At 72.3% G+C, this 15,159-nt stretch carries 12 protein-coding genes and 1 tRNA gene; 4 read left to right on the plus strand and 9 right to left on the minus strand.

What is annotated here, in order from left to right; all coding sequences use genetic code 11:
* Positions 1-141 precede the first annotated feature (141 nt).
* Positions 142-2,871, plus strand: a complete 2,730-nt coding sequence (gene ppc, locus BLW14_RS19190) for a phosphoenolpyruvate carboxylase (RefSeq protein ID WP_093708474.1) — start codon at positions 142-144, stop codon at positions 2,869-2,871.
* A 70-nt stretch (positions 2,872-2,941) separates the two neighbouring features.
* On the opposite strand, the gene BLW14_RS19195 is transcribed toward ppc, so the two are convergent.
* The 7 genes from BLW14_RS19195 to BLW14_RS19225 form a co-directional block, all read right to left on the minus strand.
* Complete coding sequence (locus BLW14_RS19195) at positions 2,942-3,412, minus strand: hypothetical protein (protein WP_093708475.1); 471 nt, start codon at positions 3,410-3,412, stop codon at positions 2,942-2,944.
* A 54-nt stretch (positions 3,413-3,466) separates the two neighbouring features.
* A complete protein-coding gene (pth, locus tag BLW14_RS19200; protein ID WP_093708476.1) occupies positions 3,467-4,060 on the minus strand; it encodes an aminoacyl-tRNA hydrolase in 594 nt (197 codons plus the stop codon).
* 133 nt (positions 4,061-4,193) lie between these two features.
* Complete coding sequence (locus BLW14_RS19205; RefSeq protein WP_093708477.1) at positions 4,194-4,781, minus strand: 50S ribosomal protein L25/general stress protein Ctc; 588 nt, start codon at positions 4,779-4,781, stop codon at positions 4,194-4,196.
* A 194-nt stretch (positions 4,782-4,975) separates the two neighbouring features.
* Positions 4,976-5,950, minus strand: a complete 975-nt coding sequence (locus BLW14_RS19210; protein WP_018524797.1) for a ribose-phosphate diphosphokinase — start codon at positions 5,948-5,950, stop codon at positions 4,976-4,978.
* A 120-nt stretch (positions 5,951-6,070) separates the two neighbouring features.
* Positions 6,071-7,519, minus strand: a complete 1,449-nt coding sequence (gene glmU / locus BLW14_RS19215) for a bifunctional UDP-N-acetylglucosamine diphosphorylase/glucosamine-1-phosphate N-acetyltransferase GlmU (RefSeq protein ID WP_093708478.1) — start codon at positions 7,517-7,519, stop codon at positions 6,071-6,073.
* Positions 7,520-7,625: 106 nt separating this feature from the next.
* Positions 7,626-7,698: transfer RNA gene (locus tag BLW14_RS19220), tRNA-Gln, on the minus strand.
* A gap of 7 nt (positions 7,699-7,705) precedes the next feature.
* Complete coding sequence (locus BLW14_RS19225; protein ID WP_093708479.1) at positions 7,706-8,578, minus strand: hypothetical protein; 873 nt, start codon at positions 8,576-8,578, stop codon at positions 7,706-7,708.
* A gap of 155 nt (positions 8,579-8,733) precedes the next feature.
* On the opposite strand from BLW14_RS19225, the gene BLW14_RS19230 reads away from it, so the two are divergent.
* Positions 8,734-10,074, plus strand: a complete 1,341-nt coding sequence (locus BLW14_RS19230) for a sensor histidine kinase (RefSeq protein WP_177154031.1) — start codon at positions 8,734-8,736, stop codon at positions 10,072-10,074.
* Between the two features lie 132 nt (positions 10,075-10,206).
* Here the strand turns inward: BLW14_RS19230 and BLW14_RS19235 are convergent, their stop codons facing one another.
* Positions 10,207-10,740 (minus strand): SUKH-3 domain-containing protein, encoded by a 534-nt coding sequence (locus tag BLW14_RS19235; protein ID WP_018524793.1) that lies wholly within the window; start codon positions 10,738-10,740, stop codon positions 10,207-10,209.
* Between the two features lie 8 nt (positions 10,741-10,748).
* Positions 10,749-11,282 carry a YwqJ-related putative deaminase gene (locus BLW14_RS19240; protein WP_093708481.1) on the minus strand — a complete coding sequence of 178 codons (534 nt, stop codon included), beginning with the start codon at positions 11,280-11,282 and terminating at the stop codon, positions 10,749-10,751.
* Between the two features lie 311 nt (positions 11,283-11,593).
* On the opposite strand from BLW14_RS19240, the gene BLW14_RS19245 reads away from it, so the two are divergent.
* Positions 11,594-12,571, plus strand: a complete 978-nt coding sequence (locus tag BLW14_RS19245; RefSeq protein ID WP_093708482.1) for an SMI1/KNR4 family protein — start codon at positions 11,594-11,596, stop codon at positions 12,569-12,571.
* Between the two features lie 5 nt (positions 12,572-12,576).
* Positions 12,577-15,087, plus strand: a complete 2,511-nt coding sequence (locus BLW14_RS19250; protein WP_093708483.1) for an SUKH-4 family immunity protein — start codon at positions 12,577-12,579, stop codon at positions 15,085-15,087.
* Positions 15,088-15,159: the final 72 nt, after the last annotated feature.

Genomic DNA, 15,159 nt, shown 5'->3' on the forward strand with positions numbered 1-15,159 from the left:
CGCGAACAGCGCCGAAAGCACGGACACCTATCCTGGAGAGGTCGGACAGCGCGGTCCGCACCCTGCTTTCCGGGGTGGCGTCGGCATCCGCCGACCGCGGTCCCGGGTCCCGTGCACAACCACTGCAAGGAGCCGCACACTGTGAGCAGTGCCGACCAGACCCCCGCAGCCAGCACCGAGCTGCGCGCCGACATCCGCCGCCTCGGCGACCTGCTGGGCGAGACCCTGGTACGCCAGGAAGGGCAGGAACTCCTCGACCTCGTCGAGCGCGTACGCGCCCTGACCCGCACCGACGGCGAAGCCGCGGCCGAACTCCTCGGCGACATCGGCCTGGAGACCGCGGCCAAGCTCGTCCGCGCCTTCTCCACCTACTTCCACCTCGCCAACGTCACCGAGCAGGTCCACCGCGCCCACGAGATGCGCGACCGCCGCGCGGCCGAGGGCGGCCTCCTCGCCCGCACCGCCGACCGGCTCAAGGACGCCGACCCCGAGCACCTGCGCGCCACCGTCGGCAACCTCAACGTGCGCCCCGTCTTCACCGCGCACCCCACCGAGGCCGCCCGGCGCTCCGTGCTCAACAAGCTCCGCCGCATCGCCGCCCTCCTGGAGACCCCGGTCATCGAGGCCGACCGCCGCCGCCAGGACCTCCGCCTCGCCGAGAACATCGACCTCATCTGGCAGACCGACGAGCTCCGCGTCGTACGCCCCGAGCCCACCGACGAGGCCCGGAACGCGATCTACTACCTCGACGAACTCCACGCCAACGCCGTCGGCGACGTCCTGGAGGACCTGGCCGCCGAACTGGAGCGCGTCGGCGTCGAACTCCCCGCCGGCACCCGCCCCCTCACCTTCGGCACCTGGATCGGCGGCGACCGCGACGGCAACCCCAACGTGACCCCCAAGGTCACCTGGGACGTCCTGATCCTCCAGCACGAGCACGGCATCACCGACGCCCTCGAACTCGTCGACCAGCTGCGCGGACTGCTCTCCAACTCCATCCGCTACACCGGCGCCACCGACGAACTGCTCGCCTCCCTCCAGACCGACCTGGAACTCCTCCCCGAGATCAGCCCCCGCTACAAGCGGCTGAACGCCGAGGAGCCCTACCGCCTCAAGGCCACCTGCATCCGCCAGAAGCTCGTCAACACCCGCGAGCGCCTGGCCACCGGCCGCCCCCACCGCCCCGGCTGCGACTACCTCGGCACCGCCGAACTCATCAGCGACCTGGCCCTCGTCCAGGACTCCCTGCGCCGCCACAAGGGCGGCATCGTCGCCGACGGCCGCATGGACCGCACCATCCGCACGCTCTCCGCGTTCGGCCTCCAGCTCGCCACCATGGACGTCCGCGAACACGCCGACGCCCACCACCACACCCTCGGGCAGCTCTTCGACCGCCTCGGCGAGGAGTCCTGGCGCTACGCCGACATGCCCCGCGACTACCGGCAGAAGCTCCTCGCCAAGGAACTGCGCTCCCGCCGCCCCCTCGCCCCCACCCCGGCCCCGCTCGACGCCGCCGGCGAGAAGACCCTCGGCGTCTTCCACACCATCAAGGAAGCCTTCGAGCGCTTCGGCCCCGAGGTCATCGAGTCCTACATCATCTCGATGTGCCAGGGCGCCGACGACGTCTTCGCCGCCGCCGTCCTCGCCCGCGAGGCCGGACTCCTCGACCTCCACGCCGGCTGGGCCAAGATCGGCATCGTCCCCCTCCTGGAGACCACCGACGAGCTGCGCGCCGCCGACGTCATCCTCGACGAGATGCTCGCCGACCCCTCCTACCGACGCCTCGTCTCCCTGCGCGGCGACGTCCAGGAGGTCATGCTCGGCTACTCCGACTCCTCCAAGTTCGGCGGCATCACCACCTCCCAGTGGGAGATCCACCGCGCCCAGCGCCGCCTCCGCGACGTCGCCCACCGCTACGGCGTACGGCTGCGCCTCTTCCACGGCCGCGGCGGCACCGTCGGCCGAGGCGGCGGCCCCTCCCACGACGCGATCCTCGCCCAGCCCTGGGGCACCCTGGAGGGCGAGATCAAGGTCACCGAGCAGGGCGAGGTCATCTCCGACAAGTACCTCATCCCGGCCCTCGCCCGCGAGAACCTCGAACTGACCGTCGCCGCGACCCTGCAGGCCTCCGCCCTGCACACCGCGCCCCGCCAGTCCGACGAGGCCCTCGCCCGCTGGGACGCGGCCATGGACACCGTCTCCGACGCCGCCCACGCCGCCTACCGCAAGCTCGTCGAGGACCCCGACCTGCCCTCGTACTTCCTGGCCTCCACCCCGGTGGACCAGCTCGGCAACCTGCACCTGGGCTCGCGGCCCTCCCGCCGCCCCGGCTCCGGCGTCTCGCTCGACGGACTGCGCGCCATCCCGTGGGTCTTCGGCTGGACCCAGTCCCGCCAGATCATCCCGGGCTGGTTCGGCGTCGGCTCCGGCCTCAAGGCCCTGCGCGAGGCCGGCCTCGACACCGTCCTGGAAGAGATGCACGAGCAGTGGCACTTCTTCCGCAACTTCCTCTCCAACGTCGAGATGACGCTCGCCAAGACCGACCTGCGCATCGCCCGGCACTACGTCGACACCCTCGTCCCCGACGAGCTCAAGCACGTCTTCGACGTCATCGAGGCCGAGCACGCCCTCACCGTGCAGGAGGTCCTGCGCGTCACCGGCGGCGAGAAGCTGCTCGACACCAACCCGGTGCTCCAGCAGACCTTCGCCATCCGGGACGCCTACCTGGACCCCATCTCCTACCTCCAGGTCTCCCTGCTCGCCCGCCAGCGCCAGGCCGCCGAAGCCGGCGAGGAGGAGGACCCGCTCCTCGCCCGCGCCCTGCTGCTCACCGTCAACGGTGTCGCCGCGGGCCTCCGCAACACCGGCTGACCGAGCACCGCACGCCGACGGGGCGCGGGGAGAAACCTCCCCGCGCCCCGTCGCACGTCCGGCCGCCGTCTCAGAGCGCGATGAACGCCGCCAGCAGCAGCGCCCCGCCCGCGATCCCGGCACCCCACGCCGTACGCGTCAGCCGCAGACCCCCGCCGATCACCAGCGCCGCCAGCACCAGGGCCCCGCCCAACGGCACCCACGCGTGCAGGAACCCGGCCGCCCCGGTCCGCACCACCTCGTCCGTCCCCGGCCTCACCACCACCGGGAAGCGGTCACCCTTACGGGCCGCCACCGAACTGTCCACCGACACCCGGGCCCGCGCCGCCGCCCCGTCCCCGGGCGCGAACGTCCCCGTACAGACCTCGTCGCCGCACCCCGTCACGGTCATCGTCCCGTGCTCCCGGCCCTTGGCCAGCACGATGTGGTGCGCCGAGTCCCACGACGCCAGTACCCCCGCCACCAGCAGCACCAGGACGACGAGGCCGAGCACCGCGCTGCGGCCGTACAACAGGGCACGGTGGGAGGGGTTCCGCTTCATGGGCCCAGATCCTTGGCCAGAGCCCTGCGGCCGGTCAAGCCGGGCCCGCGCCCCTTACGTGTTGTACGCGGACTGCGCCCGCTCCAGGCCCTCGGCCAGCAGGCACTCCACCGCGTCCGCCGCCCGGTCCACCTCGTACGCCAGCTCCTTGCGCTCGGACGACGAGAAGTCCTTCAGCACGAAGTCCGCCACCTGCATCCGCCCCGGCGGCCGGCCGATCCCGAACCGCACCCGGTGGTAGTCCGGACCCATCGCCTTCGTCATCGACTTCAGCCCGTTGTGCCCGTTGTCCCCGCCGCCCAGCTTCAGCCGCAGCGTCCCGTAGTCGATGTCCAGCTCGTCGTGGACCGCCACCACATGATCGAGCGGCACCTTGTAGAAGTCCCGCAGCGCCGCCACCGGCCCCCCGGACAGATTCATGTACGACATCGGCTTCGCGACCACCACACGGCGGCTCAGCGGCCCGGGCGGACCGATCCGCCCCTCCAGCACCTGCGCCTGCGCCTTCGGGGCACGCTTGAACTTCCCGCCGATCCGCTCGGCGAGCAGGTCGGCGACCATGAAACCGACGTTGTGCCGGTTCGCCGCGTACTCGGGGCCGGGATTGCCCAGCCCCACGATCAGCCAGGGGTCGGTGGCGTCGGACATCGCGCGAAGTCTCCTCGTTCGTACGCGTACAGCGGCGTGGACAGGAAGCGGGCAGTGAGCGGACAGGAAAACGGGGCGGCGGCTCCCCGGAAGGGAGACCACCGCCCCGTCAGTCAAGCAGGCGGGCAGAGGCTCAGGCCTCCGCGCCCTCCTCCTCGCCGCCCTCGGCGGCCGGCTCCTCGGCCTGCGCGGCGACGACCTGCAGCACGATGGCGTCCTCGTCACCGGCGAGCACGGAGCCCTTGGGCAGCGGGATGTCCTTGGCGAGGATCGACGCACCGGCGTCCAGGCCCTGCACGGAGACCGTGACGGACTCGGGGATGTGGGTGGCCTCGGCCTCGACGAGCAGGGTGTTCTGCACGTACTCCAGCAGGTTGCCGCCCGGGGCCAGGTCGCCCTCGACGTGCACCGCGATCTCGACGTTGACCTTCTCGCCGCGCTTCACGGTCAGCAGGTCGACGTGCTCGATGTCGCCCTTGAGCGGGTTGCGCTGGACGGCCTTCGGGATGACCAGGGCGTCCTTGCCGTCGAGCTCCAGGCCGATCAGGACGTTGGCGGTACGGAGCGCGAGCTGCAGCTCGTGGGCCGGAAGCGTGATGTGGACGGACTCGGCGCCGTGGCCGTAGACGACCGCGGGGACCTGCTGGGCGCGACGCGCGCGACGGGCGGCACCCTTGCCGAACTCGGTACGGACCTGGGCGGCGAGCTTGATCTCGGCCATGGTGGCACTCCTCGTGAGGTGACGGAAGGACGAACGGTCACCCGGCCCATCTACAGGCCTGCTACGAAGAGCGCGCCGATAACGGATCGCCGTACATGAGTACGGCCTCCCTCGCCGAGCAACTCGCTGAGTCTACCCGGCGGGGAGGCCGCACCCCAAAGTGGATCAACGGCGACCGCGGTCGCCGTCCGGTCCTACTGCTCCTCGAACAGGCTCGTGACCGAGCCGTCCTCGAAGACCTCGCGCACGGCGCGGGCGATCGTCGGGGCGATCGACAGCACCTTGATCTTGTCGAGCTCCAGCTCACCCGGGGTCGGCAGGGTGTCCGTGAACACGAACTCGCTGACCTTCGAGTTCTTCAGACGGTCCGCGGCGGGACCCGAGAGCACACCGTGCGTCGCCGTCACGATGACGTCCTCCGCGCCGTGCGCGAACAGGGCGTCCGCGGCGGCGCAGATCGTGCCGCCCGTGTCGATCATGTCGTCGACCAGGACACAGACCCGGCCCTTCACATTGCCGACGACCTCGTGGACGGTCACCTGGTTGGCGACGTCCTTGTCGCGGCGCTTGTGCACGATCGCCAGCGGGGCGTCCAGACGGTCGCACCAGCGGTCGGCGACACGCACCCGGCCGGCGTCCGGCGAGACGATCGTCAGCTTGGAACGGTCCACCTTGGCACCCACGTAGTCCGCCAGGATCGGCAGCGCGAACAGGTGGTCGACCGGGCCGTCGAAGAAGCCCTGGATCTGGTCGGTGTGCAGGTCGACCGTCAGTATCCGGTCCGCACCCGCCGTCTTCATCAGGTCCGCGATCAGACGGGCCGAGATCGGCTCGCGGCCGCGGTGCTTCTTGTCCTGGCGGGCGTAGCCGTAGAACGGCACGATCACCGTGATCGAACGGGCCGACGCGCGCTTCAGCGCGTCCAGCATGATGAGCTGCTCCATGATCCACTTGTTGATCGGAGCCGTGTGGCTCTGGATCAGGAAGCAGTCCGCGCCACGCGCCGACTCCTGGAAGCGGACGTAGATCTCACCGTTGGCGAAATCGAAGGCCTTCGTCGGCACGAGGCCGACACCCAGCTGGTGCGCGACCTCCTCGGCCAGCTCGGGGTGGGCGCGGCCGGAGAAGAGCATCAGTTTCTTCTCGCCGGTCGTCTTGATCCCGGTCACAGCACAGTCTCCTCGGACGTGTTCCTGGCGCCGCACGCAGATGTCCCGATGTGCAACGAGCCAGCCGAAATGGGGTGAGCATCTATCACGGTACGCGGTACGCGACGCACCTGTTTCCGGTCAGCTTTCGCCGACCGGCTCCTCCGCTGCCGCCTGAGCCGCCTGCGCGGCGGCGCTTCCGGGACGCTTGCGCGCGACCCAACCCTCGATATTCCTTTGCTGGCCCCGGGCCACGGCCAGCGAACCGGACGGTACGTCCTTCGTGATGACCGAGCCGGCCGCGGTGTAAACGCCGTCCCCGACCGTGACAGGCGCCACAAACATATTGTCCGACCCGGTACGGCAGTGCGAGCCGATCGTCGTGTGGTGCTTGGCCACCCCGTCGTAGTTCACGAACACGCTCGCGGCGCCGATGTTCGTGTGGTCGCCGATGGTCGCGTCCCCCACGTACGACAGGTGCGGCACCTTCGTGCCCTCGCCGATCGTGGCGTTCTTCATCTCCACGTACGTACCGGCCTTGGCCTTCGGGCCGAGCTTCGTCCCCGGTCGCAGATAGGCGTACGGGCCCACCAGCGCGCCCGGGCCCACCTCGGCGCCCTCGGCCACCGCGTTGTCCACCCGCGCGCCCGCGTGCACCACGGTGTCCGTGAGCCGCGAGTTCGGGCCGACCTCGGCGTCCTCCCCCAGGTGCGTGGCACCCAGCAGCTGCGTACCCGGGTGCACGACCGCGTCCCGCTCGTACGTCACCGTCACGTCGATCAGCGTCGACGCCGGGTCCACCACGGTCACCCCGGCGGCCATCGCCCGCTCCAGCAGCCGCAGGTTCAGCAGCCGGCGGGCCTCCGCGAGCTGCACCCGGTTGTTGATGCCCAGGATCTCGCGGTGGTCGCCCGCCACGGACGCGCCGACCCGGTGCCCGGCCGCGCGCAGGATCGACAGCACGTCGGTGAGGTACTCCTCGCCCTGGCTGTTGTCCGTCCGCACCTGCCCCAGCGCCTCGGCGAGGAGCTTCCCGTCGAACGCGAACACCCCGGAGTTGATCTCCCGGATCGCCCGCTGCTCGACGCTCGCGTCCTTGTGCTCCACGATCTCGGTGACCGCGCCGCTCGCCGCGTCGCGCACGATCCGCCCGTAGCCGGTGGAGTCGGGGACCTCGGCGCTGAGTACGGTGACCGCGTTGCCGTCGGCGGTGTGCGTCGCGGCGAGCGCGGCCAGCGTCTCCCCGGACAGCAGCGGGGTGTCCCCGCACACGACGACCACGGTGCCCTCGACGACCCCGCCCAGCTCGTCGAGCGCGACCCGCACCGCGTTCCCGGTGCCCTTCTGCTCGGCCTGGTAGGCGGTCCGCACCTGCGCGTCCGCCCCGCCGAGGTGCGCGGTGACCTGCTCGTGGGCGTGGCCCACGACCACGACGAGGTGCTGGGGGTCCAGCTCGCGGGAGGCGGCGACGACATGACCGACGAGCGAGCGCCCGGAGATCTCGTGCAGAACCTTGGGGGTCTTCGACTTCATGCGGGTGCCCTCACCCGCTGCGAGGACGACGACGGCTGCCGGGCGTACGGAGCTCACGGATAGGCCCTTCGGCTTCGGGTGGTGGACATCCGCAGGATACCGGGGGCGTCCGCCCGGACATGGGCACGGGCCCCGACCGAGGTGGTCGGGGCCCGTGGTGTTGCTCCGCCGCTAGGACTCGAACCTAGACCGAACATCTCCAAAGGATGCCGTGCTGCCAATTACACTACGGCGGAACACGCGTCAGCTGGGCAAGGAATGGCCCTGCGCCAAAACGCTGCCGCCTACTATGCCGCACCACCAGCCCTCGATGCGACGGTAGAGCTCGGCGCTCTGGCGAACTTGGATCACGAGGCAGCCTCGGTAGTCGTCCCCGACGTTCTTGCGGTTGGTCTTGGGGTTGTGCTTCTTCAGCGTTGTCTTGCCGAACTCGGAGACGTCAGTGCCTGTGAGGCCGGCCCAATAGTTCTCGGCAGCGACGACGTCGGCCGATTCGTGGATCATCAAGTGGAACCGAAGGCTGTCGGGGCTGACGCCGACCAGGGCAAGCCACGCCAGGAAGATCTGGATCATGGCGGGATCGCTGTTCACGAAGGTAACCCGCTCGCGGCGCGCATGGGGCTTGTCCTTGGTTCCCTCCGCCCAGTACAGCCCGACTCCCAGTAGGAACAGCTCGCGCTCGGTGAGGGCGCCGATCTCGTGCTCTGCGGCACGCTTTGTTTCCTGGCGTTCCCGTTCGCGCCGCTGAAGCACGATCTCCCAGCCTCGCTTGGAGAAGGCTGAGGCTTCCTCTCTGGTTCGTGGTGCGGGCTTGGGCAGATCCCGAACCCACAACGAGATCGAACTCTTCGAGCACCCCAGCTCCATCTGGATCTGATCGTACGTCTTCCCTTCGAGCCGCAGCTCCCGGGCCCTGGCCCGCAGGTCGTCCTTCGCGTTGGGGCGCTCCGTCCACTCGGGAGGCGGCGCGCCCTCTAGCAGGCGGTTGAGGATGTCGTTGTTGTCGACGTGCAGGCGGTCCCGGATCTGGCGGCGGCTCAACCCCTCCCGCCGCAACGCCACCGCCCGCTCGCGCAGGCCCTCGAAATCCGCGTACTTGCTCGTGATTTCCGTCATGCGCCAAGCGTTGTCCGGAATCCGGACGTTCGGATCGAATGAGTGGTCGATTCGCTATTTCGAGCGGTTGTCCACCATTTGGTCCCCGGTCGTACGTACGACGTGCTGTGCAGGTCACCCGAAAATGGGATGCGGCCGCCCGTACGCTGGATGCCATGACCGCAACGGGGGAAGACCGGGAAGCGGCGGGTCCGACCACCCGTGGCTACTGGTGGTGGGAACGGCGGCGGAGTGTCGCGCTGGATGTGGGGCTGGCGCTGGTCTCGGCGCTGGAGTGTGCGCTGGAAGGGGTGGACTTCGCGGGGGACGCCGGGCTGCCGGTGCCCTTCGGGGTGGTGTTCGGGCTGGTCGCGGGGGCCGTGCTGCTGGTGCGGCGGCGGTGGCCGATCGCCGTGGTGCTGGTCTCGATCGCGACGACGCCCGCCGAGATGGGCTTCCTGATGGGCCTCGTCGGCCTGTACACGCTGGCCGCGTCCGAGGTGCCCCGGCGGATCACCGCGGTGCTGATGAGCATGTCCCTGGTGGGGACGTTCATCGTGACGTACGTACGGCTGCGCCAGGGCGTCGACGAGAACGCCGACTTCGGGCCCGGCGACTGGTACGTGCCCATGCTGTCCCTCTTCATGGCCGTCGGGCTGACCGCCCCGCCCGTGCTGTTCGGGCTGTACATAGGGGCCCGGCGCCGGCTGATGGAGAGCCTGCGGGAGCGGGCGGACTCGCTGGAGCGGGAGCTGTCGCTGCTCGCGGACCGGGCCGAGGAGCGGGCCGAGTGGGCGCGTACGGAGGAGCGGACCAGGATCGCCCGCGAGATGCACGACGTGGTCGCCCACCGGGTGAGCCTGATGGTCGTGCACGCGGCGGCGCTCCAGGCCGTGGCACCGAAGGACCCCGCGAAGGCCGTGCGCAACGCGGCCCTGGTCGGCGACATGGGGCGCCAGGCGCTCACCGAGCTGCGCGAGATGCTGGGCGTCCTGCGCACCGGCGATCCCACCCCGGCACGGGTGGAGCGGGTGCCGCTGGCCTCCGTGGGCCGGGCGGCCCAGGCCGCGGCGGAGGACGGGCCCCGGCTGGAGGAGGTCGAGGCGCTGGTGGGTCAGTCCCGTGCGGCGGGCATGACCGTCGAGCTGTCGGTCGAGGGGCCCTCGCGCGCGTACGCGCCCGAGGTCGAGCAGACGGCGTACCGGGTGGTGCAGGAGGCCCTGACCAACGTGCACAAGCATGCGGCGGGCGCGAAGACGTGGGTGCGGCTGGCGCACCGGGGTGCCGAGGTCGCGATGCAGGTGGAGAACGGTCCTTCGGACGCGGCGACGGCCGACGCGGGCCTGCCCAGCGGCGGCAACGGCCTGGTCGGGATGCGGGAGCGGGTGCTCGGTCTGGGCGGCGTGTTCGTCTCGGGTCCGACGGAGAAGGGCGGCTTCCGGGTGTCGGCGGTCCTGCCGGACGGTGTAAACACTTCAGGCGCGCCCGGCGACACCCCCAGCCCGTCCGGCGTTTGAGGACGGAACCCTCGCGGTGGTGACCGCCCCGCCCGGCGTGAACCGGCGCGCCGTGGTGACCGCCCGCCCGGCGTGAACCGGCGCGCCGTGGTGACCGCCCGCCCGGCGTGAACCGGCGTCGCCGGAAACCGCTCAGCCCGAGACCAGCCGCTCCGGCTGCAACCCCGTCACCAGCGTCGCCAGCGCCGCGTCGATGTCGTGGCCGAGGTACCAGTCCCCGGTGTGGTCGATGGAGTACACCCGCCCGGCCTGGTCGATCGCGAGGACGGCCTGTCCGTCCCCCTCATCGCCGAGCGGTGCGACCTCCGTGTCCAGTGCGCGGCCGAGGTCGCCGAGGGTGCGGGCCAGGTGGAGCCCGCTCAGCGGGTCGATGCGGACGGCGGGCGGCGCGATCTGGCGGCCGGGCGCGGTGGCGGTGATGTGGAGGCCGCCGAATTCGGCCCAGGCTTCGACGGCGGCCGGGAAGACGGCGTGCTGGTGGCCGGCGGGCGAGGCGTGCGAGCGCAGGGCGTCGGCCCACTCCTCGGCCTGGCGGATGTCCCAGCGCCCGGGCTGCCAGCCGGCGGCCCGCAGGGCGGCGTCGACGGCGACGGGGAAGCGGGTGGCGGACTGGCGGTCGCGGCCCGCGGGCCCGGCCTGGGCGGGGAGGTCGGTGCGGTCGTGCATGGGCGCGGTCAGCTCTTCTCTGCGGTGGTGGCCGCGCCGTTCGCGGTGAGGTCGACGGGGCGTACGCCGAAGTGGGCGAGCATGACGGCGCAGGAGCGGCAGGGTGCCGCGTAGGTGCCGTGCAGGGGGTCGCCGTCCTCGCGGATGCGGCGGGCGGTGAGCCGGGCGTGCTTGAGGGCGCGGCGGGCCTCGCCGTTGGTGAGGGGCTTGCGCTGGGCGCGCTTGGAGCGGTCGGCCTCGGCGGCGGTGAGGTGGCGGGAGAGCAGTATGGCCTCGGGGCAGCGGCCGGTGAACCGTTCGCGCTGTCCGCTGGGGAGGGTGTCGAGGAAGTCCTGGACGAGGTGGTGCAGGACGGGCGGCTGGTCGCCCTTGCCGGCGGTGCAGGTGAGTGTCTCGCCGCGGACGGAGAGCGCGGCGGCGACGGCCGGCAGGATGCCGTCGCGGCGCTGCCCGAGGCGGGGCGCGGGGCCCTTCTCGGTGCTGCTCCAGCTGAGTCGTGGGTCCCCGGTCGTGACGGTCTGTGCAGAGTGTGCGGTGTGCATGGTGCTGTGTCCCTCCCGTGCCCGCAGCGGCCGCTGCCTTCTGTGCACGCCCCCGTGTATGCGGGTGACAGCCTGCCAAATGTGTCGGGTCCTGTGAAAGCTGGGTCGGTGAAACGTGTCTGCGTGTCGCGGCTCGGTGGCCCTTCCGTAGCTCGTCCGTCACGCGGGCGTGACGGTTGGTGACGGTTGTGGTCAGGGGCGGCGTGGCCGGTCCCCGTACGGGTGACACCGCTTAGGCTGTGCCTGGACCGCCGGACGCGACCCAGGGCGGATCGGTCCTCATCAGCCAGACGCAGCAGGGGGCAACCGCCATGACGACAGGTCGGCTCGGGCAGCAAGCCGCGCCACCGAACGCGGCCTACGCCGGGCAGCTCGTGCACTTCCCGGACCCGGTCCGGGCGTCCCGGCATCCCAGAGGGGTGCGGATGGACGGGAACGGCTGTCCGGATTTCTCGCCCTACGCGCGTGCCGCGGCGGAGATCGCGGAGCCCCCGCAGGGTTTCGGCGTGGACGAGCTGAGGCTCACGGACTACGTGTCGGCGAACGCGGCGCTGGCCGCGGCCGGGCACGAGCTGTGGGACACGATCCCGGCGGTGGCGACGCCGCACGGCTGGACCTGGCACCACGTGCCGGGCGGTCGGCGGATGGAGCTGGTCCCGGTCGAGGTGAAGGCGCTGCTGCGCCACCATGGCGGACTCGCGTCGACGGAGGTCGACCACGGCAAGCGGGGCACGCGCCCGTTGCAGGAGACGCGGCCCGCGCACTTCCGGCTGCCCAAGGGGGCCGTGGCGGTGAGCGAGCAGCAGATTCTGGGTGTGGAGGAGGACCTCGGTTACCGGCTGCCGGGTGCGTACCGCTCGTTCCTGAAGGCGGCCGGCGGTTCGGCCCCGGTGGGTGCGGCGCTGGACGCGGAGCTGGGTCTCCTGATCGACCAGCCGTTCTTCACGGTGCGCGAGGAGGCCGCCGTGAACGACCTGGTGTACGTGAACAAGTGCCTGCGCGACCACCTGACGAAGGACTACCTCGGGGTGGCGTTCGTCCAGGGCGGTCTGCTCGCGGTGAAGGTGCGGGGCGAGGCGCTGGGTTCGGTGTGGTTCTGCGCGTACGACGACGCGCGGGACCGGGACGGCTGGACGGTGCAGGAGCGGGTGGACCGGTTGTTGCTGCCGTGCGGTGAGGACTTCGACGCGTTCCTCCAGCGGCTGGCGGGCAATCCGCCGGAGCTGGAGACGGTGGCGAACCTGATGGTGGACGGCGGCTTCGCGCAGGCCGTCCCGGTGGAGGGGTGAGCGCGATGGTGACCTTCGCACAGGCGCAGGAGCGCGCGGACGAGTGGGTGAACGGTGACCTTCCGGCGTACCAGCACCGCGAGGTCCGGGTCCGCGAATTCGAACTCGGATTCGTGGTGTGGGCCGAGGACCGTGCGGACGGCCCGGTGTCCGACGGGGGCCGTCAGCGGTTGGTGATCGCGCGGGACAGCGGTGAGGCGACGCTGTGGCCCGGGCTGCCGGTGGGTGAGGTGATCCGGCGGTACGAGGAGGAGTACGGCGCGCAGGACGGGGAGCCGGAGGCCCCGGCGCCGCCCGAGCGGGTGGACCTGAACCAGACGTCGTTCCTGTTGAGCCCGCCGGAGTGGCTCCAGGAGGCGGCGGACAAGCTGGGCATCCCGGACCGGCGTGCGGAGCGGGACGAGACCCCGCCGCCGGCCCCGGAGGAGCCGTCCCCGTTCCCGCCGCCGTCCCCGTTCCCGCCGCCGTCCCCGATCCCGCCGGCCCCGATCCCGCCGGCCCCGATCCCGTCGTCCCCGACGCCGTCGCAGGGCGGTTCGGTGGCGTACGAGCCGACCGCGTCCGACGGCGTACCGGCGTCCTCGCTCCAGCCGCCCGTGGGTGCCACGCCGTGGGCGGGGACCGATGTGAACGGGGACTCGGACGACGCGGGGGTGGCGCTGCCGGCGACGGTGTTCGCGCCGCCGTTGTCGGGCGCCGACGACGAGGAGGAGCTGCCCCCGGTCGTTCCGGCGGACGCGCCGACGGCGCTGATGTCGGGCGGGAGCGCGTTGCCGAAGACGGCGATCGCGCCGAGCATGGGCGGCCGCCGGGAGGAGCCGGCCCCGCCGGTGCCCGGTCCGCCGGCACCCGGGACCGGTGTGCCCGGTCCGCCGCCCGTGCCCGGCACGGGTGTGCCCGGTCCGGTGCCTCCGAGTCAGCACACCCCGCCGCCCGGTCCGCCCGCCGGGCCCGGGGCGAGGGACATCGCCGACGCCGCGACGAGCAAGGCCGCCGTCGCGCCGCGCGACCGGCGGGGGAGCACGCCTCCGCCGCCGCCCGGTGCCCCCGGCACCCCGGGTGCCCGGCCGGGTGGACCGGTGCCGCCGCCGTCCGGCCCGGGTGCGCCCGGTGCTCCGGCGGGCGGCTACGTGCCGACGCAGCTCGTCTCGCAGCTGGGCCCGCCCGGGGCCCCGCAGCAGCCCGGTCCGCCGACGCCGCCGCCCCCCGGTGGCGGGGTGCACCAGGCGGCCACGATGTTCGCCGACCCGAACGCGTCGGGGCCGGGTGTCCCGCAGCCGCCCGGCCCGCCGGGTGTTCCGGGTGCGCCGCAGCCGCCCGGGCCTCCCGGGGCCCCCGGTGCCCGGCGGACGCCGCCCCCGCCGCCGGGTGCGACGCCTCCGCCCGGTCCGGGCGGGGTGCACCACGCGGCGACGATGCTCGCGGCTCCGGGGCAGACCGGTCCCGGCGCGCCGCCTCCGCCCGGTCCGCCGATGGGCGCGCCGCCCGCCGGGCACACCCCGCCGCCGGCGTACGGCTATCCGCAGGCGCCGCCGACCGGTCAGCCGACCGTGGGTCCGGGCTACCAGGCGGTGCTGCGCTTCCGGGCGCCGGACGGCAGCGAGCAGCAGCTGATCCGCCGCTCGGCGCCGGGCACCCCGCACCCGGAGTGGCAGATGCTGCACGAGCTGCGGGCGATGAACGTGCCGCCGCAGCAGGTGATCGAGCTGCACACGGAGCTGGAGTCCTGTGAGCTGCCCGGTGGTTACTGTGCGCGGATGATCCGGGAGACCTGGCCGCAGGTGCGGATCACGTCGGTCGCCCCGTACGGCACGGATCACGCGAGCCGGCAGCAGGGGATGCAGCATCTGCTGACGCATCAGGGCGAGTTGCACCAGGTGGCGGACGGTCCGGCGCGGCCGGCGCCGGTGCGGGCCCCGCTGCCGCAGATGCAGCCCGCGCCGCCGGTGCCGCCGGAGGCGCTGGCAGAGGAGATGATGCAGACCTTCGGTCCGCAGGGCGTGCTGCGCTTCGACCAGCGCGCGGTGTCCCGTCAGGGTGTGCCGGAGATCGTGGCGCGGACGCTGGTGTGGGCGGGTCTGCCCGCCGACTTCGGGCCGTTCTTCTGGGCGCAGCCGGGTCAGCCGGTGATCCCGACGCTGGCGGAGCTGGCGGCCCAGCGTCAGGTGCAGGCCGCGTCGGACGCGGGGTCGTACCTGGTGATGGGTTCGGACTTCGGCCGGGCGATCTGCGTCCAGTACGGCACGGCGCACATCGTGGCGGTGCCGGTGGAGGCGGGTCCTGGGGGTGCGCCTGGGCAGCCGCAGTTCGTGAACACGGGGCTGCCGGAGTTCGTGCGGTGCATGGCGCTGCTGGGCCGGATGTGGCGGCTGCGGTACGGGCTGAACCCGGAGCAGGCGGGCCGCTGGACGGTGGACTTCCAGGCGCAGCTGGTGGCGCTGGACGCGGCGGCGCTGGCGTCGCCGGAGAGCTGGTGGTCGGTGCTGCTGGAGCAGATGTGGGACGGGCTGATCTGACCGTTCCGTACGCGGGGCGTGGTGCCCGGCCCCTCTCGGGGGGCCGGGCACCACGCCTTTTCCGGGTGTGAT

Origin of the sequence: Streptomyces sp. 2131.1 (genome assembly GCF_900105515.1) — a bacterium.
In the GTDB taxonomy this organism is placed as follows: domain Bacteria; phylum Actinomycetota; class Actinomycetes; order Streptomycetales; family Streptomycetaceae; genus Streptomyces; species Streptomyces drozdowiczii.

Coding starts and splice junctions, on each gene's coding strand:
- BLW14_RS19195 (WP_093708475.1), bottom strand. CDS start 3,412: ATGAAGCGGAACCCCTCCCACCGTGCCCTGTTGTACGGCCGCAGCGCG.
- pth (WP_093708476.1), bottom strand. CDS start 4,060: ATGTCCGACGCCACCGACCCCTGGCTGATCGTGGGGCTGGGCAATCCC.
- BLW14_RS19205 (WP_093708477.1), bottom strand. CDS start 4,781: ATGGCCGAGATCAAGCTCGCCGCCCAGGTCCGTACCGAGTTCGGCAAG.
- BLW14_RS19225 (WP_093708479.1), bottom strand. CDS start 8,578: ATGACGGAAATCACGAGCAAGTACGCGGATTTCGAGGGCCTGCGCGAG.
- BLW14_RS19230 (WP_177154031.1), top strand. CDS start 8,734: ATGACCGCAACGGGGGAAGACCGGGAAGCGGCGGGTCCGACCACCCGT.
- BLW14_RS19235 (WP_018524793.1), bottom strand. CDS start 10,740: ATGCACGACCGCACCGACCTCCCCGCCCAGGCCGGGCCCGCGGGCCGC.
- BLW14_RS19240 (WP_093708481.1), bottom strand. CDS start 11,282: ATGCACACCGCACACTCTGCACAGACCGTCACGACCGGGGACCCACGA.
- BLW14_RS19245 (WP_093708482.1), top strand. CDS start 11,594: ATGACGACAGGTCGGCTCGGGCAGCAAGCCGCGCCACCGAACGCGGCC.
- BLW14_RS19250 (WP_093708483.1), top strand. CDS start 12,577: ATGGTGACCTTCGCACAGGCGCAGGAGCGCGCGGACGAGTGGGTGAAC.